Here is a 19988-nt window from a genome sequence, read left to right on the forward strand (position 1 = left end):
CGAGTTTTGTAACCTAGTGGGCTAAGTAAAAATCGAGTAACAAAGAGTAAATAGCCCCTAGAAAGAACCTTACTAGGCAACGCGTGTTTGGTATTTATGCTGCGTTATCGCCAATTTATGGGGAATAACCACACTACATTGGCTCTGCCTTGCCTAAAAACCAAACACACTATTGCAAATTCAATCTCGAATGACTGGCACGCCCTTAAACCTAGTGATTACACCGATGCATATGCAACAATAAATACCGATAGAGGCCATCAAGTTCCATTAGCATCTTTTAGCAATACGGCTGATTGGAAACTAACAAACTTACTTTCTAATATTACGCCGCAATCATCCGCATTAAATCAAGGCCCATGGGTTAGGCTTGAATCTGCAGTTCGAAATCACGTAGGAAATGGAAATGATTTATATGTAGTAACAGGTCCATTATACGAATATTATTTTGCAGAGTTACCACAAGCTAACGAAGCCCATACGATTCCAAGTGGCTATTTTAAAATTGTTATGCAGCAAACTGGTAGCACAATTAAAGCATCGGCATTTATTATGGAGCAAACAGCAAGTCGTAGTGATAACTTTTGTAATACCGAAGTAAGTATTGATGAAGTTGAATCGCGATCTGGTATAAATGTAATGCCAAACTTATCGTATAACAGTGCACAAACAATTGAATCGTCAGTGTATGGTTTAAGGTCTGAACTAGGTTGTAACTAAGTCATATTATTTTTGCGTAAAGCCTTAGGTTTTGAAGAACTTAAATCTAAGGCTTTAAATTAAACCTGATATGAGTCGCAAAAAATCTTGTAGCAATAAGTTAGCTTTAAATAAAATGATAGAAACGAAAATTACAATATTTGAGCCTGTTTAAAAAGGTAATTAATTTTCATAAAGGGAATATAGAGGCTGCTATATGGAATTTGTAATTGCTTGGTTTTATAAGATTGAAAGGCTACATAAATAGTTGCGAAAATATCAGTGTAAAAACTAGTCCGTAAGTTGTTGTTAAAAGTTACTGTGCATAACAATTTAAACGGTTAACTGAAAGACCAACTTTAAAAGACTATTACAAAACACCAGAAATAGGGGTTTATACGTAATTAATAGAAGCATAGTTACTCTGCTTATGCATTAACTTACCTTATTTAACATAATATAAATTATAGGTAGTTATGTATATTATAATAAGGAGTGCGCATTACACTCCCACTATGTCCAATACTAGACGGTATCGGACATTAAGCTTATTTTTACCAAGCTATACCAAGCCTTACTTTGCTAAGTGCTTTTAGTTTATTTCTGGTCATTAGGCTTTTATTATCCATTACACTTAAAACTTTACTAACTATATTACTTACAAAGAACTTTAAGCATTGGCTACTTTAAAATTTTAACTACACCAGTTTTTGCTTTGCTATTTTCATCAACGTTCTTTCATTGCGGCGCTCTTTTATTACAGCGCTATTTAAAACGTTTTACAAAAAGCCTAAATTTATCAATGCTTTATTGGTATTTTAAATGAGCCTGTTAGTTTTCCTTTTTGAAAAATAAAGGCTCAGTTAGTCAGTTATCATCCGTAGATTTTAAAAAACTACCTAAAACAACCTTGGCTAATCCATACTTAAAATACGTTCTGCTGTGTATTCGTTAGTAATTAAACCGCTGATCATATTCGATCTAACTGCACCAAGTATCGCAAGTACTTTATCTTCACCGGCGGCTATAGCGTAAATTTGTTTATTACCTTCAATTTTTAATGGCGTACTGGCAACACGTTGGTTTACAGTGCAGTCAATTAATTGGCCGCGTTTGTCGTAAACCCAGCTGATCATTTCGCCCACAGCCCCTAAACTTTGTAGCTCTTTTAGCTCTTGCTCATCAACAAAGCCATCAATATGCAATGGCGATTTTTCGCCTAGGCTACCTACACCCACAAACGTTACGTCGGCTTGGGTGGCCAATTTTAAGTTACTGGTAATATTATGTTGTGAATGCAATTGCTGTTTTTCTTCAACACTTCTTGGTAATACAGGAAGCGGCATTGGGTAATGCTTTGCATTTATATGCTCGGCCATTCTAACGACTACATCATAAGGTGAAGCCGACCCATCAAGTGCCATGTTACCTAGCATCGCCACTACTTTGTGTTGGCTACAATCTAGCGTTGGCAGTTCATCAACGCATGCACGTAATACGCGCCCAGTACCCATAGCTAAAATTTTCGGTGTTTCTGATTTTAAATGGCGTTGTATTTCAGCAGCACCGGCTTGCGCTAAACCCACTGTAGAGTTTGGATCTGAGCCATCGCTAGGCACTACTTCACAAGAGTCTAAGCCAAAACGGCTTTTAATTTTTTCTGCTAAATCCATACATTTAGCAATAGGATGATCGAGCCTTACTTTAATAAGCCCTTGGCTTACAGATAGTGCCACCATACGTTGAGCAGATTGACGAGATACATTGAGCTTCTTGGCAATTTCGTCTTGTGTTTTACCCGCAACATAATAGAGCCACCCTGCTCTAGCTGCATCATCGAGCTTACGTATTTCTGTATTTGATAGCTTTGCCACATAAACCTCTTATTTTGATAAGCCGCTTAGTTTAGCGATAAATCATTTTATAATATTTGCAAATATATCATTCATTTATAAAATGCCGAAGTGTCACATTAATTTAATAACCAATACTTTAGGTAAATTTACTATTCCTAAAGTATTGGCTTACAACGGTGAATTAAACTGTTGGGTTTTTAATCGTTAAACCATTTTTATCAAATCTATGTACCTTGTGCTCTGGTGCACTTAAATAAATTGTATCGCCATATTGTAGTGGGCAATCGCCATCTGCTTTTACCGTAACCGTACTGCCATCGTTAATAGTTACATGTAAAAAGCTTTCAGAACCTAAATGCTCGATTACGCCCACAGTACCTTGCCAAGTTCCTGACTCAGTTGAAATTTCAAAGTGCTCAGGACGCACACCTAAACTGTGCGTTTGTGCATGGCTATCGTTATCTACTTCAATAAAGTTCATTTTTGGTGAACCAATAAAGCCTGCCACAAATTTATTTACCGGGTGCTGATAAAGCTCAAGTGGCGTACCGACTTGCTCAATAATCCCGCCATTAAATACCGCAATTCTGTCTGCCATAGTCATCGCTTCAACTTGATCATGTGTTACATAAATCATTGTTGTAGCTAAGCTTTTGTGCAGTTCAGAAATTTCTAATCGCATATTTACACGCAGTGATGCATCTAAATTTGAAAGCGGTTCGTCAAACAAAAAAGCCGACGGTTGCCTAACAATTGCGCGCCCTATTGCTACACGTTGGCGTTGCCCGCCCGATAATTGCCCTGGTTTACGGTCTAGGTAATCAGTTAAATTAAGTATTTTAGCGGCATTTGCTATTTTACTTTCAATTTCAGCAGGGCTTACTTTTGCGCGTTTTAGTGGAAACGCAATGTTATTGCGTACACTCATGTGCGGGTACAAAGCGTACGACTGAAATACCATAGCTAAACCACGTTTTGCCGGTGGCGTCTGTGTGGCATCTTGGCCATCAATCTCAATTGTGCCGCTGGTTGTGTCTTCCAATCCGGCAATCATACGTAGTAATGTTGATTTACCACAGCCCGATGGCCCTACAAATACAATAAATTCACCGTCTTTTATCTCTAAATCAAGCGGTTTAATTACGTTAACTTCATCAAAACTTTTAGTTACTTTTTTTAGTGTGATGCTGCCCATGTGTGTTCTCCTACTTTACTGCGCCAAAGCTTAAGCCGCGCACTAATTGTTTTTGACTAAACCAACCAAGAATTAATATTGGCACAATGGCCATGGCAGATGCTGCCGACAACTTGGCGTAAAATAACCCTTCAGGGCTTGAGTAACTGGCAATAAATGCCGTTAGTGGTGCGGCATTCGCAGCGGTTAAAATGAGTGTCCAAAATGCTTCGTTCCATGCCAAAATTACGTTTAACAGTAATGTTGAGGCTATGCCGGGTAATGCGATTGGCAGTAATACATGAAATATTTCTTCGCCAATAGTTGCACCATCCATTCGTGACGCCTCTAAAATTTCACCCGGAATTTCTCTAAAGTAGGTGTATAACATCCATACCATAATCGGTAAGTTTATTAAGGTCATAACAATAACTAAGCCCAGTTTTGTATCTAATAAGGCAAAGTCTCTAAAGAGTAAATAAATAGGAATTAACACCCCTACCGGCGGGAGCATTTTTGTAGAAAGCATCCACATAAGTAGGTTTTTAGTTTTTTTCGTTTGCACAAACGCCATTGACCACGCGGCTGGTACGGCTATTAATAAGCCCAATAAACTTGAGCCTAGTGATATAACCACCGAGTTCCAAAAGTGATCAAAATACGGCGAGCGGGCTAACACATCTTGATAGTTTTCCAGTGTCCAATCAAAAGCAAATAACGCTGGTGTGGCTGATATTGCTTCTGCTTCGGTTTTAAAACTGGTGATTAATGTCCATAAAATTGGGAAAAATATCATCCCACTGATGGTCCATGCTGCCAGGGTATAAATTAGTTTTGATTTTTTATTTGCTGCACTAGCCATGATTAACCCTCTAAGTTTTTACCAATAAGGCGCATTAAAAATATGGCTACAATATTGGCAATAATTACTGCAACTATGCCCCCTGCTGAGCCCCCGCCTACATCAAATTGTAATAACGATTGGGTGTAAATTAAGTAAGTAATATTGGTTGATGCATACCCAGGTCCGCCACTGGTTGTCACTAAAATTTCTGCAAAAATAGACAGTAAAAATATAGTTTCAATTAAAATAACAGCGGTAACAGCGCGTGATAAATGCGGCAGCACGATGTAAAAAAACTTACTAAAAGGCCCTGCACCATCTAAATCAGCAGCTTCGAGTTGTTCGCGGTCAAGGGATTGAATTGCCGTGAGTAATATCAACGCTGCAAACGGTAACCACTGCCAAGAAGCAATAATAATGATTGAAAACAAAGGCATTTGCGCAAAAAAGTCGATAGGTTCAAACCCGAGCCAAATTGCAAAGTGTGCAAATAATCCATTTACAGGGTTCATAAACATGTTTTTCCACACCAAAGCCGATACGGTTGGCATAACAAAAAATGGGGCGAGAACCATAATACGAACATAGTTTCGCCCCCATATTGCTTGGTCGAGGAGAACAGCTAAACCGATACCACCACAAATTGTGATAGCTAATACACCCGTTACTAAATAAAGGGTATTAAAAAAGGATTCAACAAATGCGGGATCTGTTAAAAAAAACTCGTAGTTTAAAAAGCCTACAAATTCGCGTTCACCAGGAATAAGTAAGTTGTAATCTACAAACGAGAAATAGAGTGTCATGCACAGCGGCACTATCATCCATCCTAGTAATAAAATTACACTAGGAAATAGCATTGTGCGTGCAAGCGTACGAGACTGTGTAGTTGCCATATCAGTGACCTTCAAAAAGTCAGCATTATCCTTAGCAACAACGACAAACGGCTACTAGATAACATGCTAATGCTGACGAAAAATACGAGGTAAGCGTTAAACTTACCCGCCTACTTATTTATTTTGGGTAGCGTGCTTTACGCATTGTGCGCTCAACTAGGCGTTGTGATGTGTTAAGCGCTTGCTCAACAGTCATTTGCCCAGTAAGTGCAGCGGAAAACTGCTGCCCAACAGCAGTGCCAATTCCTTGAAATTCAGGGATAGCAACAAACTGAATGCCAACATAAGGCACGGGTTTAACAGTAGGGTTTTTCGGGTCGGCCGAATTAATAGAATCAAGCGTTATTTGTGCAAACGGTGCTGCATTCATGTATTGCTCGTTTTCATAAAGTGATGCGCGAGTACCCGGCGGTACTTTTGCCCAGCCTTTGTTATCGGCAACTAATTGGCTGTACTCTTTTGATGTAGCCCAGCTAATAAATTTCATTGCAGCATCAGATTTTTTACTACTAGAAGGAATTGCAAGTGTCCATGACCATAGCCAATTACCACGTTTACCTAGGCCATTATCTGGTGCAAGTGCAAAGCCTACTTTATCAGCTACTTCAGAATCTTTTTTATTGGTTACAAATGCGCCAGCAACCGTTGCATCAATCCAAATACCACATTTACCCGTTTGAAATAACGCTAGGTTTTCGTTAAACCCATTCGCTGACGAACCCGCAGGTCCAGACTCTTTCATAACATCTACATAGTACTGGAGTGTGGCTTTCCACTCAGGGGTATTAAATTGTGGTTTCCAATTTTCATCAAACCAGCGAGCGCCAAACGAATTTGCCATTGAAGTAATTAAAGCAACATTTTCGCCCCAACCCGCTTTACCGCGTAAGCAAAGGCCATAAACACCTTCATCTTTATTGGTCATCGCTTTTGCAGCTTTTTGAATAAAGCTCCACGTAGGCGCGTTTGGCATTTCTAGACCGGCTTTTTCCATTAGGTCTGTACGGTACATAACCATAGAGCTTTCGCCATAAAATGGGGCCGCGTATAATTTGTTATCTATCGTTAAACCACTGCGAATAGCCGGTAGTAAGTCATCAACGTCGTAATTTTCACCTAGGTTATCAAGCTCAGTTAGCCAGTTTTGTTTACCCCAAATTGGCACTTCATATGTGCCAATTGTCATTACATCGTATTGGCCGCCTTTTGTGGCAACATCGGTTGTTACACGTTGACGTAAAATATTTTCTTCTAGTGTTACCCATTTTAATGAAATCTCTGGGTTTTGTTCTTCAAAATGATTGCTTAGCTCTTTCATGGTGATCATGTCACCATTATTAACAGTGGCAATGGTTATGGTTTCTTTAGCGGCTACGTTAATAGCCATAACTGAACACGCGAGCATTAACAATTTAGTTTTCATCGGGTTAAACCTCATAAATATGTTAAATGACGCTTAAAAAATAACTGTAAAGCGCCTTAGTAAATAAAGCGGTGAGCAATTTCAACGTATTTACAGCGTTGAAATTACCTTTAAACCAAACAGTAAGTTAGTAAGCTATTTAAAATTTAACTGAGATTTCTGAGGTGAAACCGTCAAAACCACGACCAATTTGGCCGCCTGAGTTTGCGCCTTCTTCTTGGTTTACATACTCAACTTTTAAAAGTGTTGAATCTGTAAACCAGTAACCTGCGGCTACTTGTAAGCGCTCAACGGTGTTATCGTTTTGGCTGATTAAATCGGAAGTGTTTTCTGACTCTGCATAGCGTGCGGCTACGTAAAGTTTTTCAGGAATGATATATTGCTGTGCTTCAACGGCGTAATATTCTACTGAGCTTTCGCCTTTAATTACACTGTTAGAATCAAACGAGGTACCGTTTTCGTCTGCCACGCCATCTGTACCAAAGTAGGTAATACCTGCCACTGCGTTACCTGCAGAGTCTGCAAAGGTGTAATCGTCAGACGATTTACCCAACATTAAAATAATGCTGGTTTGCTCTGATGGCTGATACGCTAAATTTAATTGAATGATAGACTGATCAAGCCCTGGCATAACGCCTACGTGAGTATCACGTTCGCTTGAAGGAGAAGCCGAAAAGTTATAGTTTTCGCCATCACCAAAACGGTAATTTGTTGTTGTGAGTCCATCTAAGCTCGCTACGCCATTTTCAAAACGAAGTTGGTCGCCTTGGTTAGCTTGTAAGTAATTTAAGCCAACTTTAAAGCCACCTTCAAACTCTAATGTACCTTGTAAGCGGTAATTAAAGCCTCTATCTTCTTGAAATGCTTCGCCAAAGCTTGATGTAGTAATGTGACCTGCCACGTTATAAGAACGAAGCACACCACTGTCAAAAGTTTCTGTGTAGCTTAATTGTGCACCGTTTTCTGCGGTTGCGTAGTCGTTAATGCCGTTACCAATTAAGGCATTACCTTGGTTATCAGCGCCGTCTTGAAAACCTTTGAACTGAAATGGAGACGCGCCAATATTACCTAAACGAAGCGTTAAATTTTCGTTTTCGTTTGGTGTGCCGTATAAGCCAAGTAAATCAAATTCAATACCTGCAAAGTCGTTATGGAACGAAAAATCACGGTCGCCGCCGCCAAAATCGTTTGGCTCTTCGGCTATATCAATGTCGGCAGTAATGTATTCATTTATATGAAACTTAAGCATTAAGTTAGCTCTAATACGCCCAAAACCTGATGATTGTTCTTCATCTCCAGGACGAAATGCACCGTCTTTAGCTTGAATAGACTGAAAGTTTTGCATTGCTAGAAAGTTAACGTCAAGGCGGTCAAAGTAATCTGACATTTCTGCTTGTGCAGGCGCCGCCAACGCTGCTGCTACTAAAGTTAGCGCAAATTTAGCTTTCTTATTATTTAACATAATGAACTCTCTATTTAGTGTGTTGTGTATTTTCAGTGTGCAGCTAAAGCAAATGGGCATTTTATTTAAATGTGTTTTTAAACTTCATAATGAGCATTGGCTCAGCTAATGAGCATAATCACAAATGAATAATGTAACGTCAACATCTTTTATTACAAAACATTTACATGAAATCGCACTTATAAAAATTTACATTTATAAACAAGGGTTTAATAGTTTTGAATTCCAAAATAAAATTGCCAGTTATGACTAAAGTCTTATTTAAAGTGTTCTGTAGAGGGCTATTGAAGATCGTTATTTAACATTTATTAACCAATTAAATGGTATGGGCGTTTAATTAATACGGCAGGTTTAGGCGCGTAAAAGCGCTAATTGGTTGTTTTTTGATTTACTTTCTTGAGCTTATACAGTGCTTAGCATAAAATTAAATTACTTTAGATGTATAAAAAATAGAAGTAATTAACATATGGAATTTGTGCGCCCGCTTGAGCCTATACTTATTATTGATGACGTTAAGGAAATACGTGACTACCTAAACCAAATATTAACGGAGCTAGGCTTTGAAGATATTTTAGAAAGCAACGATTACCTTTCTGCAAAACCCCTTCTTGATAAAAAATCACCCAATGTCATATTTTTGGATGTGGACTTACCTGATTCTGAAAGCTCTGATATTCTAGAACATATTAATGATAGCTACCCTCACGCTCACGTTGTTATGTGCTCGGGTCATAACACCCTTGAAAACGTGCAAAATACATGGGAATTAGGCGCTAAAGGCTTTATAGAAAAACCTTTTAACGCTAAAAAGGTTAATTCTGTTATGAAGCGCCTCGAACTAAGCGAATAAAATAAGGTCAGTATGCAAAGCACTGTTACGGCAATTATCGACGATTTATCGAGTGTTATTTTTGGCAAAAAAAAACAAATAAAACTAGCACTCACCTGCTTATTCAGTGAAGGACATTTACTGATAGAAGATTTACCCGGTATGGGCAAAACTACGCTCTCACATGCACTTGCTGCAGTGCTTGGGCTGTCGTATCAGCGTATACAATTTACAAGTGATCTTTTACCTGCCGATATTTTAGGAACCAATGTATTTAACGCTAATGAGCACACGTTTACATTTCATAAAGGACCGATTTTTAGCCAAGTTGTATTAGCAGATGAAATAAACCGCGCGGGCCCTAAAACGCAAAGTGCATTGCTTGAGGCGATGGAAGAGCAGCAAATTACAGTAGATGGTACTAAGTACACGTTACCAAATCCTTTTTTTGTAATTGCCACGCAAAACCCGCTTTATCAGTCGGGTACTTACCCACTTCCAGAATCGCAGTTAGATCGATTTTTAATGCGTATAAGTTTAGGTTTTCCTCCTAAAGAGGCTGAAAAACAACTTATTTTAAACATCAAACCGCGAGACTACAGCCAATTACCACAAAGAATAGACGCTAAGCAGCTACAGCAAATTCAAACCTTAATTAACCAAATTGTGATAAGTAGCCCTGTAATCGATTACATTATTGAATTAGTAACGCATACTCGTCAAAGCGTAGCATTTGCAGGCTCGCTGTCTCCTCGGGCAAGTATGGCGCTTGCCAAAGCGGCTAAGTCGTGGGCATTTATTGAAGGGCGAGAGTTTGTAACCCCTGACGATGTACAAGCTGTATTTGCCAGTGTGTGCCAACACCGCTTAGGACTGCATAACGAGTCGGGCGAAGCGCAAGTAAATGAAATTTTAAAAACCGTTGCTGTGCCAGTTTAACGTGTTATTTAAAAAAAAAGCCAAAAAGGTCGGTATATTAGGCGCATTAAAAAAGCGTTTACTTAATAAACTACTTAAAAACAAGCATTCAAAGCAATCCATTACGCTGGCTCATAACAATATTTATGTAGTGCCCTCGCAGCTCGGCTTTTACTTTATTATTGTGGCTATTTTAAATTTTGTTATGGGCATTAATTATCAAAATAACTTAATTTTGGTGATGGCTTATTTAATGTTTGTGGTGATGATTATTGCCGTTCTGCTTGGTTATACAAACGCCAAAGGGCTAAAAGTTGAATATATAAAAAGTTTTGCCAGCTTCTCACCAAATAAAGGATCGGTTAAATTTATTTTAAAAGCCCCTACACTTACGCAATCAGTATCGCTTGGCTACTCAAGTGACTCAGAATACGCAAAGCACTTAACGCAAGTTACGCCCAAAGACAGCGCTTTAATTATTAACCTACCTTATAATGCCCGCGGTAAATATACCCTTGAAAGTTTTAAAATACACAGTAATTACCCATTTGGGCTGGTAAGCGTGTGGAGTTATATACAACCCAATGACTCTGTTTACGTTTACCCTGGGCCAGAGCATGTACTAAACGACACTTACAACAGTACGTTTGAACACACAACGCAAACAGGCAGTATTAAAGAGCCCGGCAGCGAAGAGTTTGATGAACTAATTACGCATTTACCAGAAATGGGATTGCAGCGAATTTCATGGAAACATTATGCTAAATCACAGCAGTTACTCGTAAAAGAATTTATAGATTATAAAAAGTCCGATATTGTTTTTGATTTTAACCTGCTAACGGGTAACACCGAGCAACGCTTGAGTCAGCTTTGCTTTTTAGTGTGTAATGCATGCGAAAACAACACACCGTTTACACTGATTTTGCCCTCAGCAAATTACAAAGCAACTAACGACGCGCACGATAAATCACAGTGTTTAGCACTTTTGAGCGAATACTGCGGAGCAACTAATGGCTGAGCTATTAAATTACCGGGCAATTAATTTAGCAATGAGCTTTATATACGCCTGCTTATTTGCGTTTTATTTATCGCATATGCCCATACTGTTTATTGGGGTTTTATCGCTTTTATGCCTTTGGAACGTGTACTTAACACTGACTAACAACCCTAAACCTAACGCGTGGCTTGCAAATATTTTGGCTGGGTTAGCTTTAATATTAATGATTTACACCATAGGTATAGGCGATACAGTCATATTGTTTGTTGCTATGTTATTGCTCTCTAGTATTTTTAAATTACTGCAGGCTAAAACAAAAAAACATTACCATATTATTGTCACACTCACGTTTTTTTCTATTTCATCGGCGTATTTGTTTAACCAAAGCATAATAACCACCTTAACCATGAGCGCCCTATTTTTACTCAACTTTGCTGTATTGAGCTTAATTGAATCTTCTCATAGTTTAAAATTAGCCTCTAAACAAAGTGCTAAGCTGTTATTTATTGCTTTGCCTTTAGCAATATTTTTGCTGTTGTTTTTACCTAAAATGCCCGCTTTTTGGCAGTTACCTGGGCCAAAGCTTGCTAAAACAGGGCTCTCTGAACAGGTTGACCCGTTTGATATTGCAAAGCTGTCTAATTCTGATGAACTGGTTTTTAGAGCGCGTTTTGATAACAACACGCCCGCCTCGCCTTATTATTGGCGAGCACTTGTACACGATACTTTTGATGGTAAAGCGTGGAAAACATCTGATTTATTAAAATATAATAATCAAAGCGCTGATCCCAATAAACAAATTACGATACAACACACCTACACTATTATTGCCGAGCCTGCTAATCAAAAATGGTTATATGGGCTTGATTACGCAACCAGTAACAATAAAAATGTTGAAAGTAATGCGCTAGGGTTACTTCGAAAAAAACAATATCAAGCTAAAAGCTTGCAGTATCAGGTATCAAGTGCAGCACTGAGTACAGAGCAACTTTCAAATTGGCAAACCGCTTATTACACACGCTTAAATAACCAAACAAACCAACAAGCAGCCAAGCTTGCTGCCAAACTTAAACAATCAACCACCTCGCAAAGCGACTTTTATAATGCATTGCTTAGCTACTTTGCTGAACAAGAATTTAGTTACACGTTAACCCCTGAGCCAATGACCGGTGACAGCACTATTGATCAATTTTTATTTGATAAAAAGCGCGGCTTTTGCGGCCATTACGCCAGTGCAGCAGCGTATATTTTTAGAAGCGCCGGTATTCCCGCGCGCTTGGCCAGCGGTTATTTAGGGGGCGAAAAAAACCAAACAAATAATTATTTATCGGTTCGTCAATACGATGCCCACGCTTGGGTTGAAGTGTATATTAATAATCAGTGGCAAATTTTTGATGCCACTGCGGTGGTCGCCCCCGAGCGGTTAAATGGTTCACTTTCACAAAACGAAGAACTCAATGATGAATTTAAAAGTAATCTCGATTTTGGCTTAGTGAGTTTAAGTAACTTTGCAGCCGTTAATTGGTTAAGGCTCAAACTAGAAACCCTTGATTACCAATGGACTAGCTGGGTACTTGGCTTTGACGAAGAAAAGCAAAGCAACTTTTTAAAATCACTTTTTGGTAGTAAACATCTTTGGCTGGTCCCTTTGGCGGTTATTTTAGGACTTGCTTTTAGCTTTGCTGCTTACTTTATTTATTTAAATTGGCCACGCAATAAAAGTAAACGGCCGCCGTTAGTTGTAGAATTTGAGGCAATTAAGCACTGGGCAGATAAAAGCCACATAGCAGCGCCTAGTCATTATTCACCTAATCAGCAGTTAATATACTTTGCTGAGCAAAGCCCTAATGCTGCGGAACCTTTAAGCGAATTTAGCTATTTATTTAACCAAGTGCGCTACGCTAAAAAACCTTTTACTAAAGAACGTAAAAATCAGGCTAAAGATCTGATAAAATTAATTAAATCTTCAAAATAGAGAAAACTATGAATGCGGTTGTTATAGGCGTTATTTTAATGCTTGGGCTCTCCTTAGCCCGTGTAAATGTCATTGTAGCTATGATAATTAGTGCACTTGTAGCTGGTTTAACAGCGGGTTTAGGGATAAAAGAAAGTGTTGATGCATTTAATTCTGGTTTGTCGGCCGGCGCTGAAATTGCACTAAGTTACGCAATGTTAGGTGCCTTTGCAGTGGCTATTTCAAAATCGGGATTAACCCGTATCCTCGCCGAAAAGCTATTAAACAAAGTGAATGCACAAGGTGCTGGCAGCGAAACCTTTTTAAGCTATTTTATTTTATTAATTATATTAGGCTGCGCTATCTCTTCTCAAAATTTAGTACCTGTGCACATAGCCTTTATACCTATTTTAATCCCCCCTTTGCTGGTTGTGTTTAATCAACTACGTATAGACCGTCGCGCCATTGCCTGTATATTAACGTTTGGTTTAGCTACCTCTTACATGGTATTGCCTTATGGATTTGGTGGCATTTACTTATACTCTATTTTGCATAAAAACTTAGTTGATAACGGCCTAGACATAGTTAACACCCAAGTGCCTATGGCAATGATTATTCCTGCCTGCGGTATGTTGGTTGGGTTAATTATTGCGGTGTTTATAAGTTACGCAAAGCGCCGTGACTACCAAGCGCAACCGTTAACAACACAAAGCAAAGCTAGCGACATTGAGAAGCCAAAAAAAGTGATGATCGTGGGTTTGTTTGCTGTGCTTTCATCATTGGTTGCACAAAACCTAAGTGGCTCTATGATATTAGGCGGCCTTGTTGGCGTAATGATATTTAGTGTATTTGGTGTTGTTAAGTGGGAAGAAAACGGCGACGTATTTAGTAAAGGCGTCGCCATGATGGCGATGATTGGCTTTATTATGATTTCGGCTCAAGGATTTGCCTCAGTAATGAAAGCAACCGGTGATGTAGCAAGTTTAGTTCACAGTGGCGCGGCGTTATTTGATGGCAATAAGCCCCTCGCTGCGGCCTCTATTTTATTGGTGGGATTATTGATAACAATGGGTATTGGTAGTTCGTTTTCTACAGTGCCAATTATAGCTACCTTATTTGTTCCTTTATGTTTAGATTTAGGTTTCTCGGTTATGGCAACTGCGGCTTTAGTGGGCACAGCGGGTGCATTAGGTGATGCGGGCTCTCCTGCCTCAGACTCTACACTTGGACCAACCTCGGGTTTAAATGCCGATGGTCAACATGACCATATACGAGATTCAGTGATCCCCACCTTTATACATTTTAATATTCCATTACTTATATTTGGTTGGATTGCGGCTATGGTGCTTTAACACCTCTGCACTTACAGTGTGTAAAATTCATTATTTTTAAGGCATGCATTCCATGCCTTTTTTATACCTCCCTATTTTGCTGACGAAATCTATATATCTTCATAGCTGCTAAGGTTGTTTTTTACAACAAACCAGTATGATGTGTTCTTTTTATATAATTAAAGAAGCACCTAAAAAAGGTGCTTCTTTAAAGGCCGCTTGCCTTAATATTTACTTGTCAAAACCGTAAATCATTTTATCGCACACAACCGGTGTCGGTCTGTGGTCATCATCTACGGCTACAAAAGTAAAGCTGCCTGAAATCGCCGAGTGCTTATCATCTTTATGCATGGTCTCTAAACAAATATCTACATCCACTTTAAGTGATGTATTGCCCACATGCACAACTTTAGCAATTAGCTCAGCAAAAGTCCCCGCTGGAATAGCCTCTTTAAAATCAACTCTATCAGATGAAATAGTCACTAACGGCTTTCGGCAAAAACGAGTGGCGGCAATAAAAGCAACCTCGTCCATCCATGCTAACGCATCGCCACCAAATAATGTGTTGTGATGATTAGTGCGCCCAGGAAACACCGTTTTAGTGACCGAGGTCGTTGAGTCTTCAATACGCTTTGCAATAATTGCATCGCGGTTAATGTCTGTCATAGTATCTACTTTTTATTAGCAAGCTTATCTTGCATCAATAATGCTGGGTCTAGGCGCTCGCCTTCCCAATTAAAACGCCAATCAAGGTGTGGGCCTGTTACACGCCCTGTTGCACCTATTTCGGCAACTTTGTCGCCTTGGCTTATTGTATCGCCTACTTTTACATCTAATTTGCTTAAATGAATATATGTAGAGGTAACGCCATGGCCGTGGTCAATAATAAGCGTACCGCCAGAGTAGTATAAATCGGGGTCAGCAAACACCACGGTGCCACTAATCGGAGCATAAACAGGCGAGCCGGTTTTATTGGCAATATCTAAACCGAAATGTGGGCGTCGCGGTTCGCCGTTAAAATAACGTTGGCTACCATAAACACCCGATATACGCCCTTGTGCAGGCTTTAATACCGGCTCTAAAAAGTACTGTAAATCAGAGTTAACTGCGCGCGCTTTACGTATTGCTTGCGCCTCACGGCTAATACGTGCGCTTACTTCTTTAGGGGGCGACACATACTTTTTAGCCACACCGGTAATTTTATCAATTTTATAATCACGTTTAGTGATCATTAAATCTTGAGTATGTGTTTTACCGTTATTATCTACCCACGTAAGGGCGTGTTTTGCTTTCGCATCGCGACCAAAGCCAAACACAAAATCGCCAGAGTCTGATAACTTTAATGTTTTACCATCTAGTGATACCGACTTTACATTTTCAAGCTTGCCTGTCACTAAGCCGCCCTGTGTAAGGTGCCCTTTTAGCTCAAGCGCTAATGCACTAAAGCTAGTTGTGGTTACAAGCGCTGTGGCTAAAAGAGTTTTAAGCATAACTAATCGATCCCTTTCCTACGCCTTCATAAGCGGTAATTTTTACGTCTTTGTCTGGGTATTCTGCCTTAACTTGCTCAGCAAGGTGTTGAGCAATACATTCTACCGTTGTATCAACAGGTAAAATGTCACAGCGTGACTCGCTAATCGCCATTTCAAAGTAACCTTGTGCAGCGGTGTAGGCAAAGCACACATCATCGTTTTTAGCGCTTATGTGTTTTAATTCGCTTGCAGCGATTTGGTCTTCACGCGTGGCTAAGTAAATATCTTGCCATTTTTCTGCCCATTGCTTTTGTAAGCGTGGCATAGACATACCATCTAAACTAATACCAATTTGCGAACGATGGCCATGAATAATACGCTGACAGTTGCCATCGTGCTTTTTAAGGCCATGGCTGTAATGATAATAAAAACTTTGGCTGTGCTCTGGTTTAAGCGACAACTCAATTTTTTCAATGTTTCCTGGCAGTTTTGGTAAAATAGTGTCGATTAAAAATTCAGTCACTGATTCAACGCTAATTTCTGGTGCATCTATCATGCAATAAGCTTGATGCGGAGCACTCATGGCTAAATGGTGGTTATCACCAAATGTGCAATCAAGCGTTTTGTGCGAATCAAATTCTTGTACTGTGCCATTTAAACCTTTAGCAATTGCTAGTTTGTGGTCTAAACAGTCGTCAATTATGCCTTTAATTTGCTTTTTAACTAAGCCAAAGTCTAACACCATAGACTCTTCATTTAGCTTGCCATGCAACGTTAAGTCAACAATCCAGCTCTCGCCAACGGCGCCGCGTTTGTTACATAAGTAAGAAAAATCAATCACTGTTAGTGAGTTAACAAAAAGGATCATAAACTTCCTTTAAACTGGTTATAAGTCAGGGGTAATTATAATGATTTCTGATTGTAATTGCGCGGTTTTATAGTGCAAAAAGCAATCGCCACTACTGATTGGCGATAAATCACGCAAAAAAGTGTTTTTTTCAACTGCTCCGAGTTGTTTAGCGTACAAGTGTACGCTAAAGTACTTGGCAATTTCTAAGCGAAGATAAGTGTTATGGAACCTAAAAATAGCTATACAAAAGAAGATTTGATCCTATGTGGTCAAGGTGAAATGTTTGGTGAAGGTAACTGCCGTTTACCAAGCGACAACATGTTAATGATGGACCGTATTACTTCAATCACTGCTGATGGCGGCGAGCACGGTAAAGGCCAAATTGTAGCTGAGCTTGATATTGACCCAAGCCTATGGTTTTTCGATTGCCATTTTAAAGGCGACCCAGTTATGCCAGGTTGTTTAGGGCTAGATGCTATGTGGCAACTCGTTGGCTTTTTCTTAGGCTGGTCTGGTGGGCCTGGTTTAGGCCGTGCTTTAGGTGTGGGTGAAGTTAAATTTACCGGTCAAATTTTACCTACCGCTAAAAAAGTAACGTACCGCCTTGATATGAAACGTGTAATTAAGCGTAAATTATTTATGGGTATGGCTGATGGCACAGTTGAAGTAGATGGCCGCGTAATTTACGAAGCAAAAGATTTAAAAGTGGGCTTATTTCAAGACACAAGCGCATTCTAAAATTAGTAATGTATGCAAAAAGGCCTCCATTTGGAGGCCTTTTTACGTTAATTCTTATTTGATGAATTAGGTTTTATACATGTTTCGGTTTTCAATTGCTTCACGCCAACCGCCTAACCATTCTGACTTAGGATCGATTTGCTGATAAGGGCATAGCTCTTTTGAGCGCCCGGCTAAACCTGCTTTAAAACCTTGAGAATGAGCTCTTTCTAAACGATCTCTTTTTTGTCTCTTCATCGGTAATATCCTCACCTTTTTTAATTATAAATTTTGTAGCATTAGTGAAATCTACATTTAATGAATAGTTAATAAAAATGTTAAATTCAAATAGCAAAATTAATTAATTTGTTTGACATTAACTAACATGCTGATGCAAAAATAATTTAACATTAATAAAAACACAGTGGTCGCACCACTTCATTTCTTACTACTTCTTTAATTTACAATACGGCTATCTAACCGCTTAAATGCACTTATGTGCTAAGGCGTGTTCTACTTTGCTGATTTAAATATCTCCATTAAAGCGATTAAATAACTGCTTAATGAAAGCAGCTAATGGGAAGCATATAGTTGGTATTTATGGTGCTTTACCGCCTTGTCTAAATGCCAAACACCACTGCAAATTTAACCAGCAAAAATCAACACGACCTATTTATCCGACACACCTTTTTTGGCTAAGTTCCAAACAAAAATGTAATCATGACGATTTTATTGCAATTTGCCCTTTTGTTTAAAAAACAGCTTTAACGATTTATTTTTAAACAATTGGTATTTATGCTTGATTAATTAAAGTCGATCGGTCTAATATGGATTAACTATAAAAAAGGCTATTAGGGGTTACTTATAATGAACACTGCTCAGGCACCTGCACGGCGCGGAAGACCCCCTAAAATACCTCGCGAAAACGCCGATACCAAAGCGCACCTTATTAGGGTTGGCCTAGAAACCTTAACCGAATTTGGTTTTAGCGCAACTGGCCTTGATACCATTTTAAAAAAAGCCGGCGTGCCTAAAGGCTCGTTTTATCATTACTTTAAAAGTAAAGAAGCGTTTGGTATTGCGTTAGTAAATGCCTACGATGACTACTTTATTACTAAGCTCAAAAAATATTTAACCGATAGCAATACCCCGCCCCTCGAGCGCTTAATTCACTTTACGCAAAGTGCCATTATGGGCATGCAAAAATACCAGTACAAACGCGGTTGTTTGGTCGGCAATTTAAATCAAGAGCTCAATCATTTAAGTGATGAATTTAAAATCCGCCTACTACAAAGCTACGTAGCATGGCAGCAGCAAGTGGAGCAGTGTTTAAATGAAGCACAGCAACAAGGCACGATTGCTAAAACTGTTGATACGCAGCTTATGAGTGAATATTTTTGGATTGGCTGGGAAGGCGCCGTTATGCGCGCTAAACTTACCCAATCAAATAAACCCCTTACGTTGTATACAGAAATGTTTTTACGCGCATTACTCACCTAATGCGCATTTTAATTAGCCATTAAAAACCGATCGGTCTAAAAGGATATGTTATGAGTAACTCAGTTAAAGCTATTGTAATTACGAAAGACGAAAACTACGCTGCGGCGCTTAGTGAAGTGCAGCAAAGTGACCTACCAGATCAAAACGTGCAACTTGATGTACTTTACAGCACACTCAATTACAAAGATGGGTTAGCCATTACAGGTAAAGGCCCTGTTGTGCGCAGTTTTCCTATGGTGCCAGGCATCGATTTAGTGGGCACAGTAAGTGAAACAAGTACGGATGAATTTGCTGTTGGCGATAATGTAATTTTAAATGGCTTTGGTGTGGGCGAAAAACACTGGGGCGGCTTAGCACAAAAGGCATCGCTTAATAGTGATTGGTTAATCCCCCTCCCTGCAGCGCTATCGCCAAAACAAGCAATGCAAATTGGCACCGCAGGCTACACAGCAATGTTGAGTGTTATTGCCCTTGAAAAACAAGGCATCACTCCAAGTGATGGCGAAATATTAGTGACCGGTGCAAACGGTGGTGTTGGCAGCTTTGCTATTTATTTATTAAATCAGCTGGGCTATAACGTAACCGCTGCAACAGGAAGAATGGAGCAAAGCGATTACTTAAAAGAACTAGGTGCGTCACAAATTATTAGCCGCGATGAGCTTTCAAACCCAGGTAAGCCACTTCAAAAAGAACGCTTTGCGGGTGCTATAGATTCGGTAGGGAGCCACACGCTTGCTAATATTTGTGCATCGCTTAAATACGGTGGTGTGGTTACTGCGTGTGGTTTAGCCCAAGGCATGGATTTACCCGCATCAGTAGCGCCCTTTATTTTACGTGGTGTATCTTTAATTGGTATAGACAGCGTTATGCGCCCTAAAAAAGACAGAGTAGAAGCATGGGACAGACTAGCAAGCTTAATAAAAGCCGATTACCTTGATAAAATTTCAACCGAAATTACACTTGAGCAAGTAATCGAAAATGCCGAGCAACTTATGGAAGGTAAAATTCGCGGCCGCGTAGTTGTTAATTGCCAAAGTTAAGCAATTTTATCTATTAAAGCCTCGTTATT

19 protein-coding genes are annotated in these 19988 nt (G+C 39.3%); 9 read left to right on the forward strand and 10 right to left on the reverse strand.

The window, feature by feature from the left end:
- The first annotated feature begins 96 nt into the window (after positions 1-96).
- The gene (locus B4F91_RS00165) at positions 97-720 is read left to right on the forward strand and encodes a DNA/RNA non-specific endonuclease (RefSeq protein ID WP_288635311.1); all 624 of its coding nucleotides are present in this window, start codon (positions 97-99) and stop codon (positions 718-720) included.
- A gap of 893 nt (positions 721-1613) precedes the next feature.
- Here the strand turns inward: B4F91_RS00165 and B4F91_RS00170 are convergent.
- The 6 genes from B4F91_RS00170 to B4F91_RS00195 all read right to left on the reverse strand — a co-directional run bounded on the left by B4F91_RS00170 (position 1614) and on the right by B4F91_RS00195 (position 8351).
- Positions 1614-2573 carry a sugar-binding transcriptional regulator gene (locus B4F91_RS00170; RefSeq protein WP_064385369.1) on the reverse strand — a complete coding sequence of 320 codons (960 nt, stop codon included), beginning with the start codon at positions 2571-2573 and terminating at the stop codon, positions 1614-1616.
- A 163-nt stretch (positions 2574-2736) separates the two neighbouring features.
- Positions 2737-3750 (reverse strand): ABC transporter ATP-binding protein, encoded by a 1014-nt coding sequence (locus tag B4F91_RS00175; RefSeq protein WP_029772719.1) that lies wholly within the window; start codon positions 3748-3750, stop codon positions 2737-2739.
- 10 nt (positions 3751-3760) lie between these two features.
- On the reverse strand, positions 3761-4591 hold the full coding sequence (locus tag B4F91_RS00180; protein WP_004586533.1) for a carbohydrate ABC transporter permease: 831 nt from the start codon (positions 4589-4591) through the stop codon (positions 3761-3763).
- Positions 4592-4593: 2 nt separating this feature from the next.
- On the reverse strand, positions 4594-5466 hold the full coding sequence (locus tag B4F91_RS00185) for a carbohydrate ABC transporter permease (RefSeq protein WP_286938101.1): 873 nt from the start codon (positions 5464-5466) through the stop codon (positions 4594-4596).
- 118 nt (positions 5467-5584) lie between these two features.
- The gene (locus B4F91_RS00190) at positions 5585-6889 is read right to left on the reverse strand and encodes an ABC transporter substrate-binding protein (protein WP_286938103.1); all 1305 of its coding nucleotides are present in this window, start codon (positions 6887-6889) and stop codon (positions 5585-5587) included.
- A gap of 139 nt (positions 6890-7028) precedes the next feature.
- Positions 7029-8351 carry a hypothetical protein gene (locus B4F91_RS00195; RefSeq protein ID WP_286938106.1) on the reverse strand — a complete coding sequence of 441 codons (1323 nt, stop codon included), beginning with the start codon at positions 8349-8351 and terminating at the stop codon, positions 7029-7031.
- Between the two features lie 466 nt (positions 8352-8817).
- On the opposite strand from B4F91_RS00195, the gene B4F91_RS00200 reads away from it, so the two are divergent.
- From B4F91_RS00200 to B4F91_RS00220, 5 genes are all read left to right on the forward strand, one after another.
- On the forward strand, positions 8818-9201 hold the full coding sequence (locus B4F91_RS00200; protein WP_029772290.1) for a response regulator: 384 nt from the start codon (positions 8818-8820) through the stop codon (positions 9199-9201).
- Between the two features lie 12 nt (positions 9202-9213).
- Positions 9214-10119: an AAA family ATPase gene (locus B4F91_RS00205; RefSeq protein WP_286938108.1), complete on the forward strand. Its 906-nt coding sequence runs from the start codon at positions 9214-9216 to the stop codon at positions 10117-10119.
- Positions 10120-10303: 184 nt separating this feature from the next.
- Complete coding sequence (locus B4F91_RS00210) at positions 10304-11116, forward strand: DUF58 domain-containing protein (RefSeq protein WP_414704595.1); 813 nt, start codon at positions 10304-10306, stop codon at positions 11114-11116.
- Complete coding sequence (locus B4F91_RS00215) at positions 11109-13070, forward strand: DUF3488 and transglutaminase-like domain-containing protein (protein WP_286938110.1); 1962 nt, start codon at positions 11109-11111, stop codon at positions 13068-13070. Before B4F91_RS00210 ends, B4F91_RS00215 begins: the two co-directional genes overlap by 8 nt.
- Positions 13071-13078: 8 nt before the next feature.
- Positions 13079-14401 carry a Na+/H+ antiporter family protein gene (locus B4F91_RS00220; protein WP_286938112.1) on the forward strand — a complete coding sequence of 441 codons (1323 nt, stop codon included), beginning with the start codon at positions 13079-13081 and terminating at the stop codon, positions 14399-14401.
- 210 nt (positions 14402-14611) lie between these two features.
- Here the strand turns inward: B4F91_RS00220 and B4F91_RS00225 are convergent, their stop codons facing one another.
- Genes B4F91_RS00225 through B4F91_RS00235 form a run of 3 tightly spaced genes read right to left on the reverse strand, consistent with a single transcriptional unit; the run spans position 14612 to position 16720 of the window.
- Positions 14612-15046 carry an acyl-CoA thioesterase gene (locus tag B4F91_RS00225; protein WP_024033640.1) on the reverse strand — a complete coding sequence of 145 codons (435 nt, stop codon included), beginning with the start codon at positions 15044-15046 and terminating at the stop codon, positions 14612-14614.
- 5 nt (positions 15047-15051) lie between these two features.
- Positions 15052-15870 carry a M23 family metallopeptidase gene (locus B4F91_RS00230; protein ID WP_096041760.1) on the reverse strand — a complete coding sequence of 273 codons (819 nt, stop codon included), beginning with the start codon at positions 15868-15870 and terminating at the stop codon, positions 15052-15054.
- Positions 15863-16720 (reverse strand): 6-carboxytetrahydropterin synthase, encoded by an 858-nt coding sequence (locus B4F91_RS00235; RefSeq protein WP_024033642.1) that lies wholly within the window; start codon positions 16718-16720, stop codon positions 15863-15865. Before B4F91_RS00235 ends, B4F91_RS00230 begins: the two co-directional genes overlap by 8 nt.
- A gap of 204 nt (positions 16721-16924) precedes the next feature.
- Between B4F91_RS00235 and fabA the strand changes: the two genes are divergently transcribed.
- The gene (gene fabA, locus B4F91_RS00240) at positions 16925-17440 is read left to right on the forward strand and encodes a bifunctional 3-hydroxydecanoyl-ACP dehydratase/trans-2-decenoyl-ACP isomerase (protein ID WP_004586523.1); all 516 of its coding nucleotides are present in this window, start codon (positions 16925-16927) and stop codon (positions 17438-17440) included.
- Between the two features lie 66 nt (positions 17441-17506).
- Here the strand turns inward: fabA and rmf are convergent, their stop codons facing one another.
- Positions 17507-17677: a ribosome modulation factor gene (gene rmf, locus B4F91_RS00245; RefSeq protein ID WP_004586522.1), complete on the reverse strand. Its 171-nt coding sequence runs from the start codon at positions 17675-17677 to the stop codon at positions 17507-17509.
- A 609-nt stretch (positions 17678-18286) separates the two neighbouring features.
- Here rmf and B4F91_RS00250 point away from each other — a divergent pair.
- Both B4F91_RS00250 and B4F91_RS00255 read left to right on the forward strand, forming a co-directional pair.
- On the forward strand, positions 18287-18919 hold the full coding sequence (locus B4F91_RS00250; protein WP_248452175.1) for a TetR/AcrR family transcriptional regulator: 633 nt from the start codon (positions 18287-18289) through the stop codon (positions 18917-18919).
- 50 nt (positions 18920-18969) lie between these two features.
- Positions 18970-19959, forward strand: coding sequence for an MDR family oxidoreductase (locus B4F91_RS00255; protein ID WP_248452176.1), 990 nt, complete (start codon positions 18970-18972; stop codon positions 19957-19959).
- Positions 19960-19988 lie beyond the last annotated feature (29 nt).

The sequence above is a fragment of the Pseudoalteromonas sp. UBA6610 genome (genome assembly GCF_002433295.1).
GTDB lineage: Bacteria > Pseudomonadota > Gammaproteobacteria > Enterobacterales > Alteromonadaceae > Pseudoalteromonas > Pseudoalteromonas atlantica.

Excerpts from the sequence above, each read along its gene's own strand:
- B4F91_RS00165 (WP_288635311.1), top strand. The coding sequence starts at position 97 with ATGCTGCGTTATCGCCAATTTATGGGGAATAACCACACTACATTGGCT.
- B4F91_RS00175 (WP_029772719.1), bottom strand. The coding sequence starts at position 3,750 with ATGGGCAGCATCACACTAAAAAAAGTAACTAAAAGTTTTGATGAAGTT.
- B4F91_RS00180 (WP_004586533.1), bottom strand. The coding sequence starts at position 4,591 with ATGGCTAGTGCAGCAAATAAAAAATCAAAACTAATTTATACCCTGGCA.
- B4F91_RS00185 (WP_286938101.1), bottom strand. The coding sequence starts at position 5,466 with ATGGCAACTACACAGTCTCGTACGCTTGCACGCACAATGCTATTTCCT.
- B4F91_RS00190 (WP_286938103.1), bottom strand. The coding sequence starts at position 6,889 with ATGAAAACTAAATTGTTAATGCTCGCGTGTTCAGTTATGGCTATTAAC.
- B4F91_RS00195 (WP_286938106.1), bottom strand. The coding sequence starts at position 8,351 with ATGTTAAATAATAAGAAAGCTAAATTTGCGCTAACTTTAGTAGCAGCA.
- B4F91_RS00200 (WP_029772290.1), top strand. The coding sequence starts at position 8,818 with ATGGAATTTGTGCGCCCGCTTGAGCCTATACTTATTATTGATGACGTT.
- B4F91_RS00205 (WP_286938108.1), top strand. The coding sequence starts at position 9,214 with ATGCAAAGCACTGTTACGGCAATTATCGACGATTTATCGAGTGTTATT.
- B4F91_RS00210 (WP_414704595.1), top strand. The coding sequence starts at position 10,304 with ATGGGCATTAATTATCAAAATAACTTAATTTTGGTGATGGCTTATTTA.
- B4F91_RS00215 (WP_286938110.1), top strand. The coding sequence starts at position 11,109 with ATGGCTGAGCTATTAAATTACCGGGCAATTAATTTAGCAATGAGCTTT.
- B4F91_RS00220 (WP_286938112.1), top strand. The coding sequence starts at position 13,079 with ATGAATGCGGTTGTTATAGGCGTTATTTTAATGCTTGGGCTCTCCTTA.
- B4F91_RS00225 (WP_024033640.1), bottom strand. The coding sequence starts at position 15,046 with ATGACAGACATTAACCGCGATGCAATTATTGCAAAGCGTATTGAAGAC.
- B4F91_RS00230 (WP_096041760.1), bottom strand. The coding sequence starts at position 15,870 with ATGCTTAAAACTCTTTTAGCCACAGCGCTTGTAACCACAACTAGCTTT.
- B4F91_RS00235 (WP_024033642.1), bottom strand. The coding sequence starts at position 16,720 with ATGATCCTTTTTGTTAACTCACTAACAGTGATTGATTTTTCTTACTTA.
- fabA (WP_004586523.1), top strand. The coding sequence starts at position 16,925 with ATGGAACCTAAAAATAGCTATACAAAAGAAGATTTGATCCTATGTGGT.
- rmf (WP_004586522.1), bottom strand. The coding sequence starts at position 17,677 with ATGAAGAGACAAAAAAGAGATCGTTTAGAAAGAGCTCATTCTCAAGGT.
- B4F91_RS00250 (WP_248452175.1), top strand. The coding sequence starts at position 18,287 with ATGAACACTGCTCAGGCACCTGCACGGCGCGGAAGACCCCCTAAAATA.
- B4F91_RS00255 (WP_248452176.1), top strand. The coding sequence starts at position 18,970 with ATGAGTAACTCAGTTAAAGCTATTGTAATTACGAAAGACGAAAACTAC.